Here is a 15,924-nt window from a genome sequence, read left to right on the forward strand (position 1 = left end):
CCTTGCCGGGCGGGGCGCGCCGGTGACCGCCGCCATCGCGATCAAGCTGCTGGCGGTGCTGGCCACCGCGGCCATCGGCTACGTCGCCGGGCGCATGAAGTGGCTGCTGGCCGGCACGCCGGGCAGCGACGCGGCGCGCGTGCTGTCCAACGTGGCGTTCCACGTGTTCATCCCGGCGCTGCTGTTTCGCACCACGGCGCGGCTGGACTTCGCCACCATGCCCTGGCGCACCATCGCCGCGTTCTTCGTGCCGGTGATCGGCGTGATGCTCGCGGTGTACGCCTGGCAGCGCCTGCGCGGGCCGGCATCGCCGGCCGTGCCCACGGCGCGCGCGATCTCGGTGGCCTTCGGCAACACGGTGCAGCTGGGCATCCCGTTCTCGGCCGCGCTGTTCGGCGAGGCGGGGCTGGCGATCCACATCCCGCTGATCAGCATCCACGCGCTGCTGATCCTCACCATCCTGACGGTGCTGGTGGAACTGGACCTGGCGCGCGCCGCCGGCCGCGACGGTGCGCCGGCGTCGCTTCGCAGTACCCTGTTGACCACCGCGCGCAACACGCTGATCCACCCGGTGGTGCTGCCGGTGCTGGCGGGGCTGGTGTGGAACCTCGCCGGCCTGCCGCTGCCGTCGCTGATCGACGAGATCCTCGCCACGCTGGGTACGGCGGTGGTGCCGCTGTGCCTGGTGCTGATCGGCGTGTCGCTGTCGCAGTACGGCGTGAAGGGGCACCTGCGCGGCGCCACCGCGGTGATGCTGGGCAAGCTGGTGCTGCTGCCGGCGGCGGTGCTGGCGGTGGCGCACTGGGGCTTCGGCCTGTCCGGCGTGCCGCTGGCGGTGCTGGTGATGGCCGCGGCGCTGCCGGTGGGCAGCAACGCGCTGCTGTTCGCGCAGCGCTACGCCACGCTGGAGGCCGAGGCCACGGCGGCCATCGTGGCTTCCACCGTGGCCTTCGTCGTGACGGCGGGCCTGTGGCTCGCGGTGCTGTCGCGCTTTGCCTGACGCCCTTGGGGCGACGCGCCGGATCGCTCAGCGCAGCAGCGACGCCAGCTGCCACAGCGCCAGTCCGGCCAGCAGCGCGGCCGAGCCCTGGTTGACGCGGCGCTGCCAGCGCGCGTCGAAGCGCGTGCGCAGCCGGCCCACCACCCAGGCCAGCACCAGCCACCACAGCGCCGAGCCGACCAGCACGCCGCCCACCATCAGCCACGGCGACGCGGCCGCGGTGCGGCCGGCGATGGCGCCGAAGACGGCGATGAACGACAGGATCGTGGTCGGGTTGGACAGCGTCAGCAAGAAGGTCGAGCCGAAATGGCGCAGCCAGTCGGCCGGCCGCGACGCCGCTGCGCCCGGCGTGGCCGGCGCCTGGCGCGCGATGCGCCACGCCATCCACAGCAGCACCAGCGAACCGGCGCCGACGAAGGCGCTGCGGTGGTCCACCAGCCAGGCGATCAGCGCGCCGACGCCGAAGGCGCCGATGGCGCCGTAGAGCGCGTCGGCCACCGCCGCCCCCAGGCCGGTGGCCAGCCCGGCGGCCCGGCCCTGCTGCAGCGTGCGCTGGATCGCCAGCACACCGATCTGCCCCACCGGCGCGGCGATCGACAGGCCGATCAGCATCGACTGGCCGAACAGCACGAGGCGGGCGTCCATGGGCCGCCATTGTGGAGGGCTGCCGGGCCGCGGCGCGGGCGATTTGGGACAATGCCGCCCATGAGCCCCAGCGACATCGCCTCCACCCTGGCCCTGATGGGCGCCGCCGCGCGCGCCGCCTCGCGTGCGATGGCGGCCGCCCCGAGCGCGGCCAAGGACACGGCGCTGCGCGCGCTGGCGCGCCGCCTGCGCGAGGCCGGGCCGGCGCTGGCCCGGGCCAATGCGCAGGACGTCGACGCGGCCGCGGCGGCCGGCCTGGCCGCGCCGATGGTGGACCGGCTGCGCCTGACGCCGTCGATCCTCGAGACCCTGGCCGTGGGCTGCGAGCAGCTCGCCGCGATGCCCGACCCGGTGGGCGAGATCACCGAGCTGAAGCGACGCCCGAGCGGCATCCAGGTGGGGCGCATGCGCGTGCCGCTGGGCGTGTTCGGCATGATCTACGAGAGCCGGCCCAACGTGACCATCGAGGCCGCGTCGCTGGCGATCAAGAGCGGCAACGCCGCGATCCTGCGCGGCGGCTCCGAGGCGCTGCACTCCAACCGCGCGCTGGCGCAGATGGTGCAGGCCGCGCTCGGCGACGCCGGCCTGCCCGCCGACGCGGTGCAGCTGGTGCAGACCACCGACCGCGACGCCGTGGGCCGGCTGATCGCCATGCCCGAGTACGTGGACGTGATCATCCCGCGCGGCGGCAAGGGCCTGATCGAGCGCATCAGCCGCGAGGCGAAGGTGCCGGTGATCAAGCACCTCGACGGCAACTGCCATGTCTACGTCGACGCCGAGGTCGACCTGGAGATGGCGCTGCGCGTCACCGACAACGCCAAGATGCAGAAGGTGAGCCCGTGCAATGCGGCCGAGTCGCTGCTGGTGCACGAGGCGCAGGCCGCGGCCTTCCTGCCGCGCCTGGGCGCGCTGTGGGCGCCCAAGGGGGTGGAACTGCGCTGCGACCCGCGCGCGCGCGCCCTGCTGGCCGGCGTGCCTGGCCTGAAGCTGGCCGACGCCACCGAGGCCGACTGGTCCGAGGAGTACCTGGCCGCGGTGATGAGCGTCAAGGTGGTGGCCTCGCTCGACGAGGCGATCGAGCACATCACCCGCTACGGCTCGCACCACACCGACGCCATCCTCACGCGCAACCACGCCAACGCGATGCGCTTCCTGCGCGAGGTGGACTCGGCCAGCGTGATGGTCAACGCCAGCACCCGCTTTGCCGACGGCTTCGAGTACGGCCTGGGCGCCGAGATCGGCATCTCGACCGACAAGTTCCACGCCCGCGGGCCGGTCGGCCTGGAAGGCCTGACCTCGCTGAAGTGGATCGTGCTCGGCCAGGGCGAGACCCGCTCATGACCCGAGCGCGCGCCCGATGAAGGTCGGCATCCTGGTCTTCACGGCCGTCGAGGAGCTGGACTTCGTCGGCCCCTGGGAGATGCTCGGCATGTGGAGCCTCGTGGCCGGCAAGCCCGCGCCGACGCTGGTGGCGCAGACCACCCAGCCGGTGCGCTGCGCCAAGGGCCTGAGCGTGGTGCCCGACCACGACTTCGCTTCCTGCCCCGAGCTCGACGTGCTGGTGGTGCCGGGCGGGCAGGGCACGCGGCGCGAGGTGGATAACCCGGCGCTGATCGACTTCATCGTGCAGCGCGCGCCGGCGGCCAAGGCGATCCTGTCGGTGTGCACCGGCGCCTTCCTGCTGCACAAGGCCGGCCTGCTCGCCGGCCGCAGCGCCACCACCCACTGGTCGTCGCTGGAGCGGCTGCGCAAGTTCGGCGACGTGCGCGTGGTCGAGGAGCGCTTCGTCGTCGACGGCCCGGTGTGGACCTCCGCCGGCGTGTCGGCGGGCATCGACATGGCGCTGGAGTTCATCGCCCGCCACGACAGCCCGCAGGTGGCGGGCAAGGTGCAGCTCGCCGCCGAGTACTACCCCGAGGGCGTGCGCCACGGCGGGGCGCAGGCGCATCGCCAGGCGCCCGACTACGTGCACGTGGTGCCGCGCCGCCAATGACCCCCGCGCCCGACGCGCGCACGGCGCTGGTGCTGTTTTCCGGCGGGCAGGACTCGTCCACCTGCCTGGCCTGGGCGCTGCAGCGCTTCGCCCGCGTCGAGACGGTGGCGTTCGACTACGGCCAGCGCCACCGCATCGAACTCGACTGCCGGCTGGCGGTGCGGCGCGGGCTGCGCGACGGCTTCCCGCACTGGGCCGCGCGCCTGGGCGACGACCACCTGCTGGACCTGTCGCTGCTGCGCGCGCTGGGCGATTCCGCGCTGACCAGCGAGCGCGCCATCGAGATGCAGGCCGACGGCCTGCCCAACACCTTCGTGCCCGGGCGCAACCTGCTGTTCCTGACCGCGGCGGCGGCGCTGGCCATGCGCCGCGGCGCGTCGGTGCTGGTGGGCGGCATGTGCGAGACCGACTACTCCGGCTACCCCGACTGTCGCGACAACACGCTCAAGGCGATGCAGGTGGCGCTGTCGCTCGGGCTGGCGCGCCCGATGACGGTGGAGACGCCACTGATGTTCCTCGACAAGGCCGCCACCTGGGCCCTGGCGCGCGAGCTCGGCGGCGACGCGCTCGTGGACCTGCTGGTCGAGCACACCCACACCTGCTACCTGGGCGAGCGTGGGCAGCGCCACGCCTGGGGCCACGGCTGCGGCCGGTGCCCCGCCTGCGTGCTGCGCGCGCGCGGGCATGCCCTCTGGCTGCAGTCGGCATCCGCCTGAGCCCGGCGATGGACGCGGAAGTGATCGGCTGGCTCGTCGCGGCGGTCGTGCTGCTGGCCTGGGTGGTGGGGGCCTACAACCGCGTGGTCGCGCTGCGCGCCGCGATCGTCGCCGCCTGGGCCCAGGTGGAGGAGGCGGTGCAGCGCCGCGAGCGCCTGGTGGCGTCGCTGGCCCTGCGCCTGCGCGGGCTGCTGCCCGACGGGCACGGCACGCTCGACGCGGTGGTGGCGGCGCTGGCGCAGTGCCGCGCCGACGTCGCGGCGGTCGCGCATCGCCCCTTGAAGGAGACGCAGACCCTGGCCGCGCTGGGCCTGCACGAGGCGGCGCTGGCCGACGCACTGGGCGACATGCACCGCGCGATCGAGCGCGTGGCGGCGCTGCGCAAGGACGCGCCGCTGGCCGCCGCTCGCGCCGAGATCGACGGTGCGGTGGCGCGCGTGGTGGCCACGCGGCAGTGGTTCAACGACGCGACCGCCGCCCACGATGCCGCGGTCGCGCAATGGCCCACGCGGCTGCTGGCGCCGCTGTTCGGCTTCCGGCGCATCGGACGTCTTTGAAACTTCCTGTGTCCGCGGGCCCCGCAAGGTGGTCCGCGGCGGGCCTTCGTGGTGCAATCGCGCCCATGTCGCTGTCGCCGTCGACGCTGCCCCGGTCGGCCCATCTGGTGCATGTGCGGCCGTCCCGGTCGGACAAGGGCGACCCGGCGCTGCGCGAGCCGCTGGCACGGCTGTCCGCGCTGCAGGAACCGCTGGCCTGGCAGTGCGCGACGCTGGCGCTGATGGTCACCGCCCGCAGCTCGCACGAGCGCGTGGTCTGGATCGAGTTCGCGCGCGACCTGCCCGACGCGCTGCGCCTGTTCGACGACATCGCCTCGCTGCCGGCGCATCGCCGCCTGCCGTGGTTCGAGCACTTCGCGCGCCGCCTCGCTCCGGGGCCGGTGGCCGCGCGGCAGGAGGTGGTCATCGCGGCGCGGCGCATGATGACCGCCGACGGCATGGTCACCCGCATGGACCAGCTGCGCTGGGTGGCGTTGCGGCACCTGCTCGCGGGCAGCGCGGTGTCGCCGCCGGAGGCGGCCCGCGCCGACCTGGACGTGCTCGACGAGGACCTCGCCCACTGCGTGTGCGTGTTCTCGGCCTTCCTGTCGCACCTGGTGCCCGCGCCCGACCTGACGCTGGACCTGTCCGGCCACCAGCTCGTGGGCCAGACCTGGTACGACATCGTCGCCTCGCCCTGGCACGACCGCATCTCGGTGCCCCTGCGCTCCGGGCACGACATCGACGCGTCGCTGCGCGCGCTGCGGGCGCTGCAGGCCATGCCCTGGCTGCTGCGGCCGGTGCTGGTGCGGCGCTGGTACGACGCGGCGCGCGAGCTGACCGACGGCCAGGCCCTGCATGGCGAGGCGGCCGACGCGCTGCGCCTGGCCGCCACCCTGCTGGACTGCCCGATCCCGCCCGAGCTCGGGCGCCAGTTCGTCGAGGTCGACCCGCCGCGCGGCTGAGCCGCCGCGGCGCGGCTACTGGCCCATGATCGCGGCCGTGGCCACCAGCTCCTCGAACAGCGCCATCGTGGCCTTGCCGCTGACCGCGTAGGGGTCCAGTCGCGCCGACTCGGAATACTTCAGCAGCAGCGCCGGGTTCAGGCGCGACATGTTCACCTGCCCCATGGACCAGCCGGGAAAGCGCCGCTCGTCGATCTCCTGGTAGTGCAGCAGCACCGCGTCGGTGTGGCGCGCGTCGGCCAGGATGCGCCGGTACAGCGCGTTGACCGCCTCGCGGCCGCCCTCGAGCACCTGGATGAAGATGCGCTCGGTGCTGCACAGGCACAGCGCGCCGGTGACGCCGCTGCGCGTGTTGTTGGCCTTGCTCTGCTTCAGGATCGCGAGCAGTTCTTCCTGGTCGACCGCGGCCACGGCGCGGCTGGTGTACATCAGTCGGACAAGCATGGTCAGTTGGCGCTCTTCTTGGGCAGCAGGGACAGGAACTCGCGACGCAGGTTGGCGTCCTTCAGGAACGATCCGCGCATCACCGAGTTGGTCATCGCCGAGTCGTCGTCCTTGACGCCGCGCCAGTGCATGCAGAAGTGGTCGGCTTCCATCACGATGGCCAGGCCGTCGGGCTTGACGCGCTGCTGCAGCTCGTCGGCCAGCATGATGACCGCCTCCTCCTGGATCTGCGGGCGGCTCATGATCCAGTCGCAGATGCGCGCGTACTTGGACAGCCCGATCAGGTTGGAGAACTCGTTGGGCATGATGCCGATCCACACCTTGCCCAGGATCGGGCACAGGTGGTGCGAGCAGGCGCTGCGCACCTTGATCGGGCCGACGATCATCAGCTCGTTCAGGCGCGACGCGTTGGGGAACTCGGTCACCGAGGGCGCGGCGCGGTAGCGGCCGGCGAACACCTCGTCGATGAACATCTTGGCCACGCGCTTGGCGGTGTCGTTGGTGTTGTGGTCGCTGTCGGTGTCGATCACCAGTGCGGCCAGCACCTCCTTCATCTTCGCCTGCACCTCGGCCTTGAGCTCCTCGAGCTCGCCGTCGCGCACGTAGGCGGCGATGTTGTCGTTGGCGTGGAAGCGGCAGTCCGCGCCGACCAGGCGGTAGCGGATGCGTTCGGACGCGGGCAGCTTGGCGAGGTCGTCCTCGTTGCGGAAGATGGGCATGGTGGCCTGGCTCATCGGACGATCCTCTGACGCCTTGAGTGGGCTGGCGATTGTGCCGCCTCGCGGCCCGGCGTGCCGGGCGGTGCGTAGACTGCGCCCGTGACCCCCGCCGCCGCCCCCGCGCTCGCCCTGCTGCTCAACCATGCCGCCGACATGGTCCAGGGCGTGCAGGCCGGCCGCTCGTTGACCGACCTGCTGGCCGGGGTGCCGGCCGCGGCCCGCCCGGGCACCCAGTCGCTGGCCTTCCACGCCCTGCGCCGCCTGGGCAGCGCGCGCGCGGCGCGCGCCCTGATGGCGCCCAAGCCGCCGCCGCGCGAGGTGGACGCGCTGCTGCTCACCGCGCTGGCGCTGCTGTGGCCGCCCGGGCCCGGCGAGCGCGCCCCCTACCCGGACCACACCCTGGTGGACCAGGCCGTGCACGCGGCGCGGCGCCGCGTCGGCGCGGCCGCCGGCTTCGTCAATGCGGTGCTGCGCCGCTTCGTGCGCGAGCGCGACGCGCTGGCCGCCGCCGCCGCGCACGACCCGGTGGGCGCCTTCAACCACCCGGCGTGGTGGATCGAGCGCGTGCGCCGCGACTGGCCGGGCCAGTGGGAGGCGCTGCTGGCCCAGGCCAACCGCCACCCGCCGATGACCTTGCGGGTGAACCGCCGCCGCGGCACCGCGGCGCAGTACGTGCAGCGCCTGGCCGTGCAGGGCCTGGCCGCGCAGGCCGTGGGCGACGTGGCCGTGGTGCTGGCCGAGCCTTGCCCGGTGAGCGCGCTGCCGGGCTTTGCCGAGGGCGACGTGTCGGTGCAGGACCTGTCGGCCCAGCTCGCCGCGCCCCTGCTCGTGGGCGAGGGCGCCCACCGCCTGCCCGACGGCGCCCGCGTGCTCGATGCCTGCGCCGCGCCGGGCGGCAAGACCGCCCACCTGCTGGAGCTGGGCGACTTCGATGTCACCGCGATCGATTCCGACGCCCAGCGCCTGCTGCGCGTGAAGGACACGATGGCGCGGCTGCACCTGGCGGCCACGCTGCGCGCCGCCGACGCGCGCCACCCCGCCACCTGGTGGGACGGCCGGCCCTTCGACGCCGTGCTGCTGGACGCGCCCTGCAGCGCGTCGGGCATCGTGCGCCGGCACCCGGACGTGCGCTGGCTGCGCCGGCCCGACGACATCGCCGCCCTGGCCCGGGTGCAGGCCGAGCTGCTGGACGCGCTGTGGCCGCTGGTGGCGCCGGGCGGGCGTCTGCTTTACGCCACCTGTTCGGTGTTCGTGGCCGAGGGCCGGGCGCAGATCGACGCTTTTTTGCAACGGGCCGGTGCCGACTCGGCCCGCCTCGACCCCGCGTCGCCCGGCCACCTGCCGGGCCTGCCGGACAATGGGCCGGCAGGGGCAGCGCCGTCGGGTGACGGCTTCTACTACGCCCTGTTGCACAAGGCACCCAGCCCACGCTGAACCGAGCCCCGCCCATGTCCTCCGTCGTCGCGGCACGCCAGCCCACCGGGCTCCGCGCAAGGCGGGGCCTGCGGGGCATGGCCGTGCGCGCCGCGGCGGCGGCCCTGGCCGTGCTGCTGCTGATGCTGGCGCCGCGCGCCTGGGCCCAGGGCGTGGAAGTGCTGGCACTGTCCGCCGCCCGCGGTGCCGACACCGTCGCGCTGGACTACCAGCTGCGCGTGACGCTGCCGCGCGCCGTGGAGGAAGCCGCCCAGCGCGGCGTGCCGCTGTACTTCAGCGCCAGCGCCACGCTGTGGAAGCCGCGCTGGTACTGGCGCGACGACCGGGTGGCGCGCGTGCGGCGCGAGTGGCGGCTCACCTACCAGCCGCTCACGTCGAGCTGGCGCGTCAGCCAGGGCGGCCTGGGCCAGAGCCATGCCACGCTGGCCGAGGCCATGGCCGCGATGACCCGCGCCAGCGCCTGGCGCGTGGCCGACGCCGCGGCCGTGGACGCCGACGCCAAGCCCTACGTGGAGTTCTCCTGGGAGCTGGACACGTCGCAGCTGCCGCGGCCGCTGCAGATCGGCCTGACGGGCGTGGGCGGCGGCGGCGACTGGAACCTGGGTGTCGACCGCACCGTGCGGGTGGACGTGCGGCCCGAGGCCCGCCCCGAGGCCCGCCCCGAAGCCCGCCCCGAGGTCCGCCCCGAAGGCGCGCGGCCCGACGCGCGCCCCGACGCCAAATGACCAAGTCCTCGCGCTGGGGCTGGGTGGTCGCCGCGGTGGCGTTCGCCGGCGTGGCCCTGGTACTGCTGTTCGTGCTGTCGCTCACCGGGCAGGGCGGCAGCTTCGTCGAGCGCCACATGGCCTGGCTGTTCTGGCTCAACCTGGCCGTGGCCGCGGTGCTGTCGCTGGTGATCCTGCTGGCGGCGCTGCGGCTGGCGGTGCGCAAGCGCCAGGGCAAGTTCGGCAGCAACCTGCTGATCAAGCTGGCCGGCATCTTCGCGCTGGTGGGCGTGCTGCCGGGCGTGCTGATCTACACCGTGAGCGTGCAGTTCGTGTCGCGCAGCATCGAGGTGTGGTTCGATGCCAAGGTGCAGAGCGCGCTGGACGCCGGCATCGACCTGGGCCGCGGCACGCTCGACGCGCTGGTGGCCGACCTGGGCACCAAGACCCGCGTGGCCGCCGAGCGCCTGGGCGAGACCCGCACGCTGCCGGGGCCGCTGGCGTTCGAGCGGCTGCGCGAGCAGCTCTCGGCGCAGGAGGTGGCGCTGGTGTCGGCCACCGGCCAGGTGCTGGTGACCGCCAGCCGCGGCGGCCTGTCGATCGCGCCCGAGCGGCCCACGCCCACCATGCTGCGCGAGGCGCGCAACCAGCGCGTGGTGACGCAGATCGAGGGCCTGGACGAGGAGTCGGTGGCCAACGCCGTGGCGCGGGCCCGCGTCAAGGCGCTGGCGCGCCTGCCCGCGGCCGACGTGGCCTTCGGCAGCGAGGACCGCTACCTGCTGGTGGTGCAGGCCATCCCCACCGCCGTGGCCAGCAATGCGCTGGCGGTGCAGAGCGCCTACCGCGAGTACCAGCAGCGCGCGCTGGCGCGCGACGGCCTGCGCCGCATGTACCTGGGCACGCTGACGCTGGCGCTGATCCTGGCCGTGTTCGGTGCGGTGCTGCTGGCGGCGGTGCTGGGCACGCAGCTGGCGCGGCCGCTGCTGCTGCTGGCCGAAGGCGTGAAGCAGGTGGCCGCCGGCGACCTGGGCGCCAAGCCGGTGTCCGCGTCGCGCGACGAGATCGGCGGCCTGACGCGCAGCTTCGCGCAGATGACCGAGCAGCTGGGCCACGCGCGCGAGCAGGTGCAGCGCGGCGTGACCGAGCTGGAAAGCGCGCGCACCCACCTGCAGACCATCCTCGACAGCCTGACCGCCGGCGTGATCGTGTTCGACGCCGAGCGCCGCATCGACACCGTGAACCCCGGCGCCACGCGGATCCTGAAGCTGCCGCTGTCGGCCTACCGCGGCCAGGAGCTGGCCGACGTGCCCGGCCTGGCCGACTTCGCGCAGGCGGTGTGGCAGCGCTTCGACCTGCACGCCGCCAGCCCCGAGGCCGGCGAGCGCGACCACTGGCAGGACGCGTTCGAGCTGCCGGCCCCCGGCAGCGCGCCGGCCAATGTGCCCGGCGCCGGGCGCGACTCCGACACGCTGAGCCTGCTGGTGCGCGGCGCCGCGCTGCCCGCCGACGCGCGGCTGCTGGTGTTCGACGACATCTCCGAGGTGGTGTCGGCGCAGCGCCAGGCGGCCTGGAGCGAGGTGGCGCGACGGCTGGCGCACGAGATCAAGAACCCGCTGACGCCGATCCAGCTGTCGGCCGAGCGACTGCAGCACAAGCTGCAGGCCAAGCTCGGCGGCGACGATGCCGGGCTGCTGCAGCGGTCGGTGGCCACCATCGTGGCGCAGGTCGACGCGATGAAGACGCTGGTCAACGAGTTCCGCGACTACGCGCGCCTGCCCGCTGCGCAACTGGTGCCGCTGGACCTGAACGCGCTGGTGGGCGAGGTGCTGGCGCTGTACGGCGAGGCGGCCGACCGCGGCCGGCTGGAGGCGCAGTGCGCGCCCGGCCTGCCGCGCATCCGCGGCGACGCCACCCAGCTGCGCCAGGTGGTGCACAACCTGGTGCAGAACGCGCTGGACGCCGTGGCCGACCGCCCGGACGGTCGCGTCATCGTGAGCACCGAGCTGCTGCGCGGCGACAAGACCGAGCGCGCCGACCGCCCGGACGAGCGCGCCCCCGCGCGCGCCGTGCGCCTGGTGGTGCAGGACAACGGCCCCGGCTTCGCCGACAAGGTGCTCAAGCGCGCCTTCGAGCCCTACGTCACCACCAAGGCCAAGGGCACCGGCCTGGGGCTGGCGGTGGTGAAGAAGATCGCCGACGAACACGGCGCGCGCATCCGCCTGGGCAACCTGCCGCCCCCTGCCGGCACCCCCGAGAACACCCCCCCGGGCGGCGCGCGGGTGTCGCTATCATTCGCGCTGCTTCCCGACGCACCGCCGACCCCGAAAGACGCCGACCGGACCCCCGCCTGACCGAGCCGGCCCCCCACGCCCCCCCATGGCCACCATCCTCGTAGTCGACGACGAAGTCGGAATCCGCGCGCTGCTGTCCGAGATCCTCACCGACGAGGGTCACGCCATCGAGATGGCCGAGAACGCCGCCCAGGCGCGCGCGGTGCGCGAGCGCCTGCGGCCCGACCTGGTGCTGCTGGACATCTGGATGCCCGACGTGGACGGCATCAGCCTGCTCAAGGAGTGGGGCGCCACCGGCGCGCTGAACATGCCGGTGATCATGATGAGCGGCCACGGCACCATCGACACCGCCGTGGAAGCCACCAAGTTCGGCGCCATCGCCTTCCTGGAAAAGCCCATCACGCTGCAGAAGCTGCTGCGCGCGGTGGACCAGGCCCTGGTGAAGCCGGCCGCGCCGCCGGTGCGTGGCGGCCTGCCGCAGCCCGGCGCGTCGCTGATGGCGGGCCACCCGGCCGGGCTGCCCGCGCCGCTGCGCAGCGACTTCGGCGCCCTCGGCGGCACCGACCTCACCGTCGGCCACGCCCACGGGGCCCCGGGCGCCAACGGCGGCCCGCAGCCGGTGCAGAGCTTCGAGCTCGACCGCCCGCTGCGCGAGGCGCGCGACGCGTTCGAGAAGAGCTACTTCGAGTTCCACCTCGCCAAGGAAAACGGCTCCATGACCCGCGTGGCCGAGAAGACCGGCCTGGAGCGCACCCATCTGTACCGCAAGCTCAAGCAGCTGGGCGTGGACCTGTCGCGCAACAAGCGCGGCGGCGCCCTCTGACGCCCCGCGCGGGCCCCTTCCGGGCCGCCGCTATAATGCGCGGCTCTTTGGCCAAGTAGCTCAGTTGGTAGAGCAGCGGATTGAAAATCCGCGTGTCGGTGGTTCGATTCCGCCCTTGGCCACCAAACAAATCAACGGCTTGGACTTCACGGTCCAGGCCGTTGTGCTTTGGGGCGTAGCTTCACCGTAGCCGCAGGGCACTGGATGGCCGTCGTGTTTCTGCAATATCCTTGGAGACGCTTCCCAAGGGAGGGTTATATGTGGGCTGTTCGTGCAACAGTTTCGGCACTGTGCTCCTTGCTGTTGTGCGCTTGCGTTTCCAGCGGACAGTCGAGTGCAGAGACGATTCATACAACGGCCGAACGCGCTGCAAGTGCAATGGCAGTTGAGTGGGGCTTGTCTCCGGGGGCCCCGAGGGAGGTAAAGCTCCGCGGCTGGTTGGTGGCCCTTTACTCCGACCCAAACGTCCAGGCAGCAGCAGGCGCCAAACCCTGGAACATGGATTGGGAAGCTTGGGGACGGGTCATGACCAATGAGGGACTGTTGCTGTTGTCGGACGATTTGCAGCGCAGCTACCTTGAAGCCAAAGAGCGGCTGCTTGGCGAAGCGACTGAAGCCGAATGCCAAGCTTTCGCCAACGTCGTTTTGGGAAACGGCACGTTTGGGAACACTATGGCTTGGCGCGAGAGGCTTGCTAAGGTGTCAGAGGCAGACTTTGAGGTCCTTAACAAGACGGAAGTATCTGCTTTCGCCGAGCGTGCTCGGCGACGGGGTGAGCCCCTCCCTTCGTTGAATGAGCAAGAGGAACGCGCAGCCATCCGGGCCTTCGAAGCAGCGGTCAAGTCGCGTTTCTCGAGAGAGCAAATCGAAGATGCGTTGAGCACCTCGGAAATGACGTCCCGGGACATGAGTTCGATCACACCAGAGGCGGCCTGCAAAGTATGGAGGTTTTTCTTGGTGGGCGCGGTCGCGGCTAGCGGACGTGATGCGAGACTCGCCCGTAGACTGGCACTGACTGCGATGACCAAGATCAGCCGCTGACTTTGCCTGAGTCGCTGTGGTCACAGTCCGAGGTTTTCGAAGTCGGCATCGCATTGCCGGCTCTGCGTGTTGATGTCGATTGATTGAGTATTGCTTCCATGTGTCCGTCGAGCCGAGTGGCCGCACTGTGAAGCGCCTCTGGCGCTAGGTGCGCATAGCGCTCGACCATTGCGCCAGTCTTCCATCCGCCTAGGCGCTGCAATTCGTGTGTCGGGGTGCCTGCCTGACGATGCCACGTGGCGAAGGTGTGCCGCAAGTCATGCCACCGGAAGTCTTCAATGCCTGCACGCTTGAGAGCGTTCGACCAAGCGCGGGTGTTGACCTGTCCAATGGGATTTCCCTGGTACGTAAACACGCGAGTCGGGTGCATGCCGACTTGGCGCAGCAGTACGGTATGGGCCACTTCGTTGAGAGGAACGGAATGGGGTCGACCATTCTTGTGCTGCGATCCGGGCACCCAAAGGTGCCGCTGCGCCAGGTCAACGTACTGCCACTCCAGGCCCTTGACGTTACCTTGCCGCAGCCCGGTTGCGACCGAAAAAGCGGCCATGTCCGCAAGGTGCGGTGGCAGTTCCGACAGCAGCCGCTGGAACTGTTCCGGCGTGAGGGAACGAACCCGCCCATCGGCCTCACGAAAGAGATTGAATTTGGGCACCCTCTCGATCCATTCCCATTCGCTGCAGGCTCTGCGGAGGATCGAGCGCACCAACGCAAGGTAGCGGTTTGCGGTGCCCTGCGAGGCGAGGCGTTCTCGCTCGAACTTGATCTTGTCGATCAGTGTGCGGTCGATCTCGTCCAAATACCGCTGACCAAGGAAAGGGTCCAGCCACCGCAGCTTGGCCTTGTCACCTTGGTGGGTTCGCTTGTGCTGTGTTTCCTGCAGCCAGCGCAGCACAGCTTCCTCCCAGGTGTGCCTGGGCTTGACGCCTAGCCGGTCCTGCTCCCATCGCATGTGGGCCCACCGGTCGTGGACCTTCTGGGCTTCTCGCTTGTCGCTAGTCCCAGTGCTTTGCTGTAGCGGTTTCGACTCGCCACGAATGGGCGGGAGCTTGACCCACCAGTACGGAGAGTCCTTACGGCGGTAGAGCGACATGCTGCGTCCTCCGCCAGCTCAGGAGCGACCACTCGGGAGAGTGACCGGGCTTCGAGGTAGTCCAGCAGCAAGCGCTCCATGAAGACCCAGGCCCGCCCCACCTTGCAGGACGGCACGAGGCCGCGTCGGGCCATGCCTTGCAGCGTCTTGGGGTGCACCTTCAGCAGCGCGGAGGCTTGCGCCAGGTCGAGAGTGGTCATGTCTCATCGCCTTTACCGGGCCGGGAGCGCGCACCACGGTCCCGGCGTGTCCCGTAGTGCCTCTGGGTGTGTGAATAGCCGAGTCGCTCGAGCAATGCCTCCGCTGAAGGACACCCGCCAGGGCGATTGCATGCAAACCCCCGTACCCCGTTCAACCAGTCCCTGACCTTTGACTCGCACAAAGGCGCTGTCAATTCCCACGAGACATTTGAGCCATGAGGGCAGGTTGAACCACCGACGAATCGAGCGGGCGACACCTTCGAAGCCCCCGGCTCCGTGGAGTCGGGCGTGCTTGGGCAGCTCGTGCTGGGAGTCGAACTTGCTGACGTACTTGCAGAGGTATCCGATGGGGTTTCGGGCCCACTCGATTCGGGTGCTTCCATGGCGCCACCAGCCTTGCTTGTCGGGTTTGGGGAGGGTCAGGCCGCGGGGCAGCCAGATGAGGACGTGGTAGTGCAAGGCGCCGCGCTGCTGCAGCTCCGCGACCCAGACGTAGTGAAGGCGGAAGCCACGCCGCTTGAGCCACTCGCGGATGCGCTTGATCAGCGAGGACACATCCTTGGGCTCGAACCCATCGACGTCGCGATAGGTGAGCGTGAGCATGGCCGGCTTGAAGTTGCGCCGACCGAGGAAGAAGTCGAAGAGTCGGGCCGCGACGTTGACCGACCGGCGCATGCGCCGGAGTCGAGCCTCCTTGGGATCGATCTCTATCGTGTTCGGGTCTGGCGTGTCACTTGTCTTAAGGGTGACAAGCCCAGGGCCGTCGCCAGCGTCCGGCGCGCCTGGCGGCGCGGCCGGCCGCTGCTGCGGCCCGGCCAGGTGGTCATTGAGATGATGGGCATTCATGTTCCCTCAATAATGAGGGAACATCAAACCCCTGTCAAGGAACTTCAGCTTCCCTTCGGAATGAGGGCTCGCTTGTCCTCGACCTCGACCGGAGGCTTCTCGTCGCCGGAGACGACCTTCCAGAAGTTGCTCACCGCCGAGATGATCTTGAAGGCGTTGGTTCGGTCAGCGTCCGGGCCGACCGGATCGAAGACCTCGGTGACCTTGATCCCCAGGATCGCCTCGTACTTCTTGATCGTGCGCTTGCTGTGGATCATGTAGAGCACCTTCCACCCGAAGTGGAAGCCGACCAGGTACATGCCGAGTGCCGACTCCAGCTCGTCAAGCTGGCACTCAGCATTGCGGACAACCTGGTCGAGAAAGCGATAGCGCTCCACCGACTGGCGTTCAGTCGGGAGCGGTGTATCGGCAGGCTTGGCGCGCTTGGTTGCCATGTCTGCAGGATATCAGGGAAGGAATATGAAACACCCTTCT

At 71.0% G+C, this 15,924-nt stretch carries 17 protein-coding genes, 1 tRNA gene and 1 pseudogene; 12 read left to right on the forward strand and 7 right to left on the reverse strand.

From position 1 onward, the window contains the following. Positions 1 to 22 precede the first annotated feature (22 nt). Positions 23 to 1,000: an AEC family transporter gene (locus AC2EAQ_RS11435; protein ID WP_484643724.1), complete on the forward strand. Its 978-nt coding sequence runs from the start codon at positions 23 to 25 to the stop codon at positions 998 to 1,000. A gap of 27 nt (positions 1,001 to 1,027) precedes the next feature. Here AC2EAQ_RS11435 and AC2EAQ_RS11440 read toward each other — a convergent pair whose 3' ends face one another. Next, positions 1,028 to 1,645, reverse strand: coding sequence for a LysE/ArgO family amino acid transporter (locus AC2EAQ_RS11440; protein ID WP_484643726.1), 618 nt, complete (start codon positions 1,643 to 1,645; stop codon positions 1,028 to 1,030). 60 nt (positions 1,646 to 1,705) lie between these two features. On the opposite strand from AC2EAQ_RS11440, the gene AC2EAQ_RS11445 reads away from it, so the two are divergent. From AC2EAQ_RS11445 to AC2EAQ_RS11465, 5 genes are all read left to right on the forward strand, one after another. After that, positions 1,706 to 2,986, forward strand: a complete 1,281-nt coding sequence (locus tag AC2EAQ_RS11445; RefSeq protein ID WP_484643729.1) for a glutamate-5-semialdehyde dehydrogenase — start codon at positions 1,706 to 1,708, stop codon at positions 2,984 to 2,986. Positions 2,987 to 3,002: 16 nt separating this feature from the next. Further along, positions 3,003 to 3,638: a DJ-1/PfpI family protein gene (locus tag AC2EAQ_RS11450; RefSeq protein ID WP_484643731.1), complete on the forward strand. Its 636-nt coding sequence runs from the start codon at positions 3,003 to 3,005 to the stop codon at positions 3,636 to 3,638. Beyond that, complete coding sequence (gene queC, locus AC2EAQ_RS11455; RefSeq protein ID WP_484643733.1) at positions 3,635 to 4,354, forward strand: 7-cyano-7-deazaguanine synthase QueC; 720 nt, start codon at positions 3,635 to 3,637, stop codon at positions 4,352 to 4,354. The genes AC2EAQ_RS11450 and queC overlap by 4 nt, the downstream gene beginning before the upstream one ends. 8 nt (positions 4,355 to 4,362) lie before the next feature. Then, entirely contained in the window at positions 4,363 to 4,911 is a 549-nt protein-coding gene (locus AC2EAQ_RS11460; protein ID WP_484643736.1) for a LemA family protein, read from the forward strand. A gap of 65 nt (positions 4,912 to 4,976) precedes the next feature. Further along, the gene (locus AC2EAQ_RS11465) at positions 4,977 to 5,855 is read left to right on the forward strand and encodes a hypothetical protein (RefSeq protein ID WP_484643738.1); all 879 of its coding nucleotides are present in this window, start codon (positions 4,977 to 4,979) and stop codon (positions 5,853 to 5,855) included. A gap of 15 nt (positions 5,856 to 5,870) precedes the next feature. On the opposite strand, the gene AC2EAQ_RS11470 is transcribed toward AC2EAQ_RS11465, so the two are convergent. After that, positions 5,871 to 6,299: a BLUF domain-containing protein gene (locus AC2EAQ_RS11470; protein WP_484643740.1), complete on the reverse strand. Its 429-nt coding sequence runs from the start codon at positions 6,297 to 6,299 to the stop codon at positions 5,871 to 5,873. A 2-nt stretch (positions 6,300 to 6,301) separates the two neighbouring features. Continuing rightward, complete coding sequence (folE, locus tag AC2EAQ_RS11475; RefSeq protein WP_484643742.1) at positions 6,302 to 7,033, reverse strand: GTP cyclohydrolase I; 732 nt, start codon at positions 7,031 to 7,033, stop codon at positions 6,302 to 6,304. 84 nt (positions 7,034 to 7,117) lie between these two features. On the opposite strand from folE, the gene rsmB reads away from it, so the two are divergent. The 6 genes from rsmB (at position 7,118) to AC2EAQ_RS11505 (ending at position 13,311) form a co-directional block, all read left to right on the forward strand. Continuing rightward, entirely contained in the window at positions 7,118 to 8,452 is a 1,335-nt protein-coding gene (gene rsmB, locus AC2EAQ_RS11480) for a 16S rRNA (cytosine(967)-C(5))-methyltransferase RsmB (protein ID WP_484643745.1), read from the forward strand. A gap of 14 nt (positions 8,453 to 8,466) precedes the next feature. Further along, complete coding sequence (locus tag AC2EAQ_RS11485; protein ID WP_484643747.1) at positions 8,467 to 9,177, forward strand: DUF4390 domain-containing protein; 711 nt, start codon at positions 8,467 to 8,469, stop codon at positions 9,175 to 9,177. Beyond that, complete coding sequence (locus AC2EAQ_RS11490; protein WP_484643749.1) at positions 9,174 to 11,507, forward strand: sensor histidine kinase; 2,334 nt, start codon at positions 9,174 to 9,176, stop codon at positions 11,505 to 11,507. The genes AC2EAQ_RS11485 and AC2EAQ_RS11490 overlap by 4 nt, the downstream gene beginning before the upstream one ends. Before the next feature lie 25 nt (positions 11,508 to 11,532). After that, complete coding sequence (locus AC2EAQ_RS11495; RefSeq protein WP_484643751.1) at positions 11,533 to 12,270, forward strand: response regulator; 738 nt, start codon at positions 11,533 to 11,535, stop codon at positions 12,268 to 12,270. 49 nt (positions 12,271 to 12,319) lie between these two features. After that, positions 12,320 to 12,395, forward strand: a tRNA-Phe gene (locus AC2EAQ_RS11500). 400 nt (positions 12,396 to 12,795) lie between these two features. After that, positions 12,796 to 13,311, forward strand: a complete 516-nt coding sequence (locus AC2EAQ_RS11505; RefSeq protein WP_484643753.1) for a hypothetical protein — start codon at positions 12,796 to 12,798, stop codon at positions 13,309 to 13,311. On the opposite strand, the gene AC2EAQ_RS11510 is transcribed toward AC2EAQ_RS11505, so the two are convergent. The 4 genes and pseudogenes from AC2EAQ_RS11510 to AC2EAQ_RS11525 form a co-directional block, all read right to left on the reverse strand. Then, positions 13,301 to 14,404 carry a tyrosine-type recombinase/integrase gene (locus AC2EAQ_RS11510; protein WP_510166856.1) on the reverse strand — a complete coding sequence of 368 codons (1,104 nt, stop codon included), beginning with the start codon at positions 14,402 to 14,404 and terminating at the stop codon, positions 13,301 to 13,303. The two genes, AC2EAQ_RS11505 and AC2EAQ_RS11510, sit on opposite strands and share 11 nt — an antisense overlap. A 53-nt stretch (positions 14,405 to 14,457) precedes the next feature. Then, positions 14,458 to 14,604, reverse strand: a pseudogene (locus tag AC2EAQ_RS18920) (helix-turn-helix domain-containing protein); the annotation flags it as partial. A 12-nt stretch (positions 14,605 to 14,616) separates the two neighbouring features. Further along, entirely contained in the window at positions 14,617 to 15,450 is an 834-nt protein-coding gene (locus AC2EAQ_RS11520; protein WP_484643761.1) for a rolling circle replication-associated protein, read from the reverse strand. Positions 15,451 to 15,494: 44 nt separating this feature from the next. After that, on the reverse strand, positions 15,495 to 15,884 hold the full coding sequence (locus tag AC2EAQ_RS11525; RefSeq protein WP_484643764.1) for a hypothetical protein: 390 nt from the start codon (positions 15,882 to 15,884) through the stop codon (positions 15,495 to 15,497). Between the last annotated feature and the right edge of the window lie 40 nt (positions 15,885 to 15,924).

The organism is Aquabacterium sp. T101, from assembly GCF_057219775.1.

Excerpts from the sequence above, each read along its gene's own strand:
- AC2EAQ_RS11440 (WP_484643726.1), bottom strand. The coding sequence starts at position 1,645 with ATGGACGCCCGCCTCGTGCTGTTCGGCCAGTCGATGCTGATCGGCCTG.
- AC2EAQ_RS11445 (WP_484643729.1), top strand. The coding sequence starts at position 1,706 with ATGAGCCCCAGCGACATCGCCTCCACCCTGGCCCTGATGGGCGCCGCC.
- AC2EAQ_RS11450 (WP_484643731.1), top strand. The coding sequence starts at position 3,003 with ATGAAGGTCGGCATCCTGGTCTTCACGGCCGTCGAGGAGCTGGACTTC.
- queC (WP_484643733.1), top strand. The coding sequence starts at position 3,635 with ATGACCCCCGCGCCCGACGCGCGCACGGCGCTGGTGCTGTTTTCCGGC.
- AC2EAQ_RS11460 (WP_484643736.1), top strand. The coding sequence starts at position 4,363 with ATGGACGCGGAAGTGATCGGCTGGCTCGTCGCGGCGGTCGTGCTGCTG.
- AC2EAQ_RS11465 (WP_484643738.1), top strand. The coding sequence starts at position 4,977 with ATGTCGCTGTCGCCGTCGACGCTGCCCCGGTCGGCCCATCTGGTGCAT.
- AC2EAQ_RS11470 (WP_484643740.1), bottom strand. The coding sequence starts at position 6,299 with ATGCTTGTCCGACTGATGTACACCAGCCGCGCCGTGGCCGCGGTCGAC.
- folE (WP_484643742.1), bottom strand. The coding sequence starts at position 7,033 with ATGAGCCAGGCCACCATGCCCATCTTCCGCAACGAGGACGACCTCGCC.
- AC2EAQ_RS11485 (WP_484643747.1), top strand. The coding sequence starts at position 8,467 with ATGTCCTCCGTCGTCGCGGCACGCCAGCCCACCGGGCTCCGCGCAAGG.
- AC2EAQ_RS11490 (WP_484643749.1), top strand. The coding sequence starts at position 9,174 with ATGACCAAGTCCTCGCGCTGGGGCTGGGTGGTCGCCGCGGTGGCGTTC.
- AC2EAQ_RS11495 (WP_484643751.1), top strand. The coding sequence starts at position 11,533 with ATGGCCACCATCCTCGTAGTCGACGACGAAGTCGGAATCCGCGCGCTG.
- AC2EAQ_RS11505 (WP_484643753.1), top strand. The coding sequence starts at position 12,796 with ATGACCAATGAGGGACTGTTGCTGTTGTCGGACGATTTGCAGCGCAGC.
- AC2EAQ_RS11510 (WP_510166856.1), bottom strand. The coding sequence starts at position 14,404 with ATGTCGCTCTACCGCCGTAAGGACTCTCCGTACTGGTGGGTCAAGCTC.
- AC2EAQ_RS11520 (WP_484643761.1), bottom strand. The coding sequence starts at position 15,450 with ATGAATGCCCATCATCTCAATGACCACCTGGCCGGGCCGCAGCAGCGG.
- AC2EAQ_RS11525 (WP_484643764.1), bottom strand. The coding sequence starts at position 15,884 with ATGGCAACCAAGCGCGCCAAGCCTGCCGATACACCGCTCCCGACTGAA.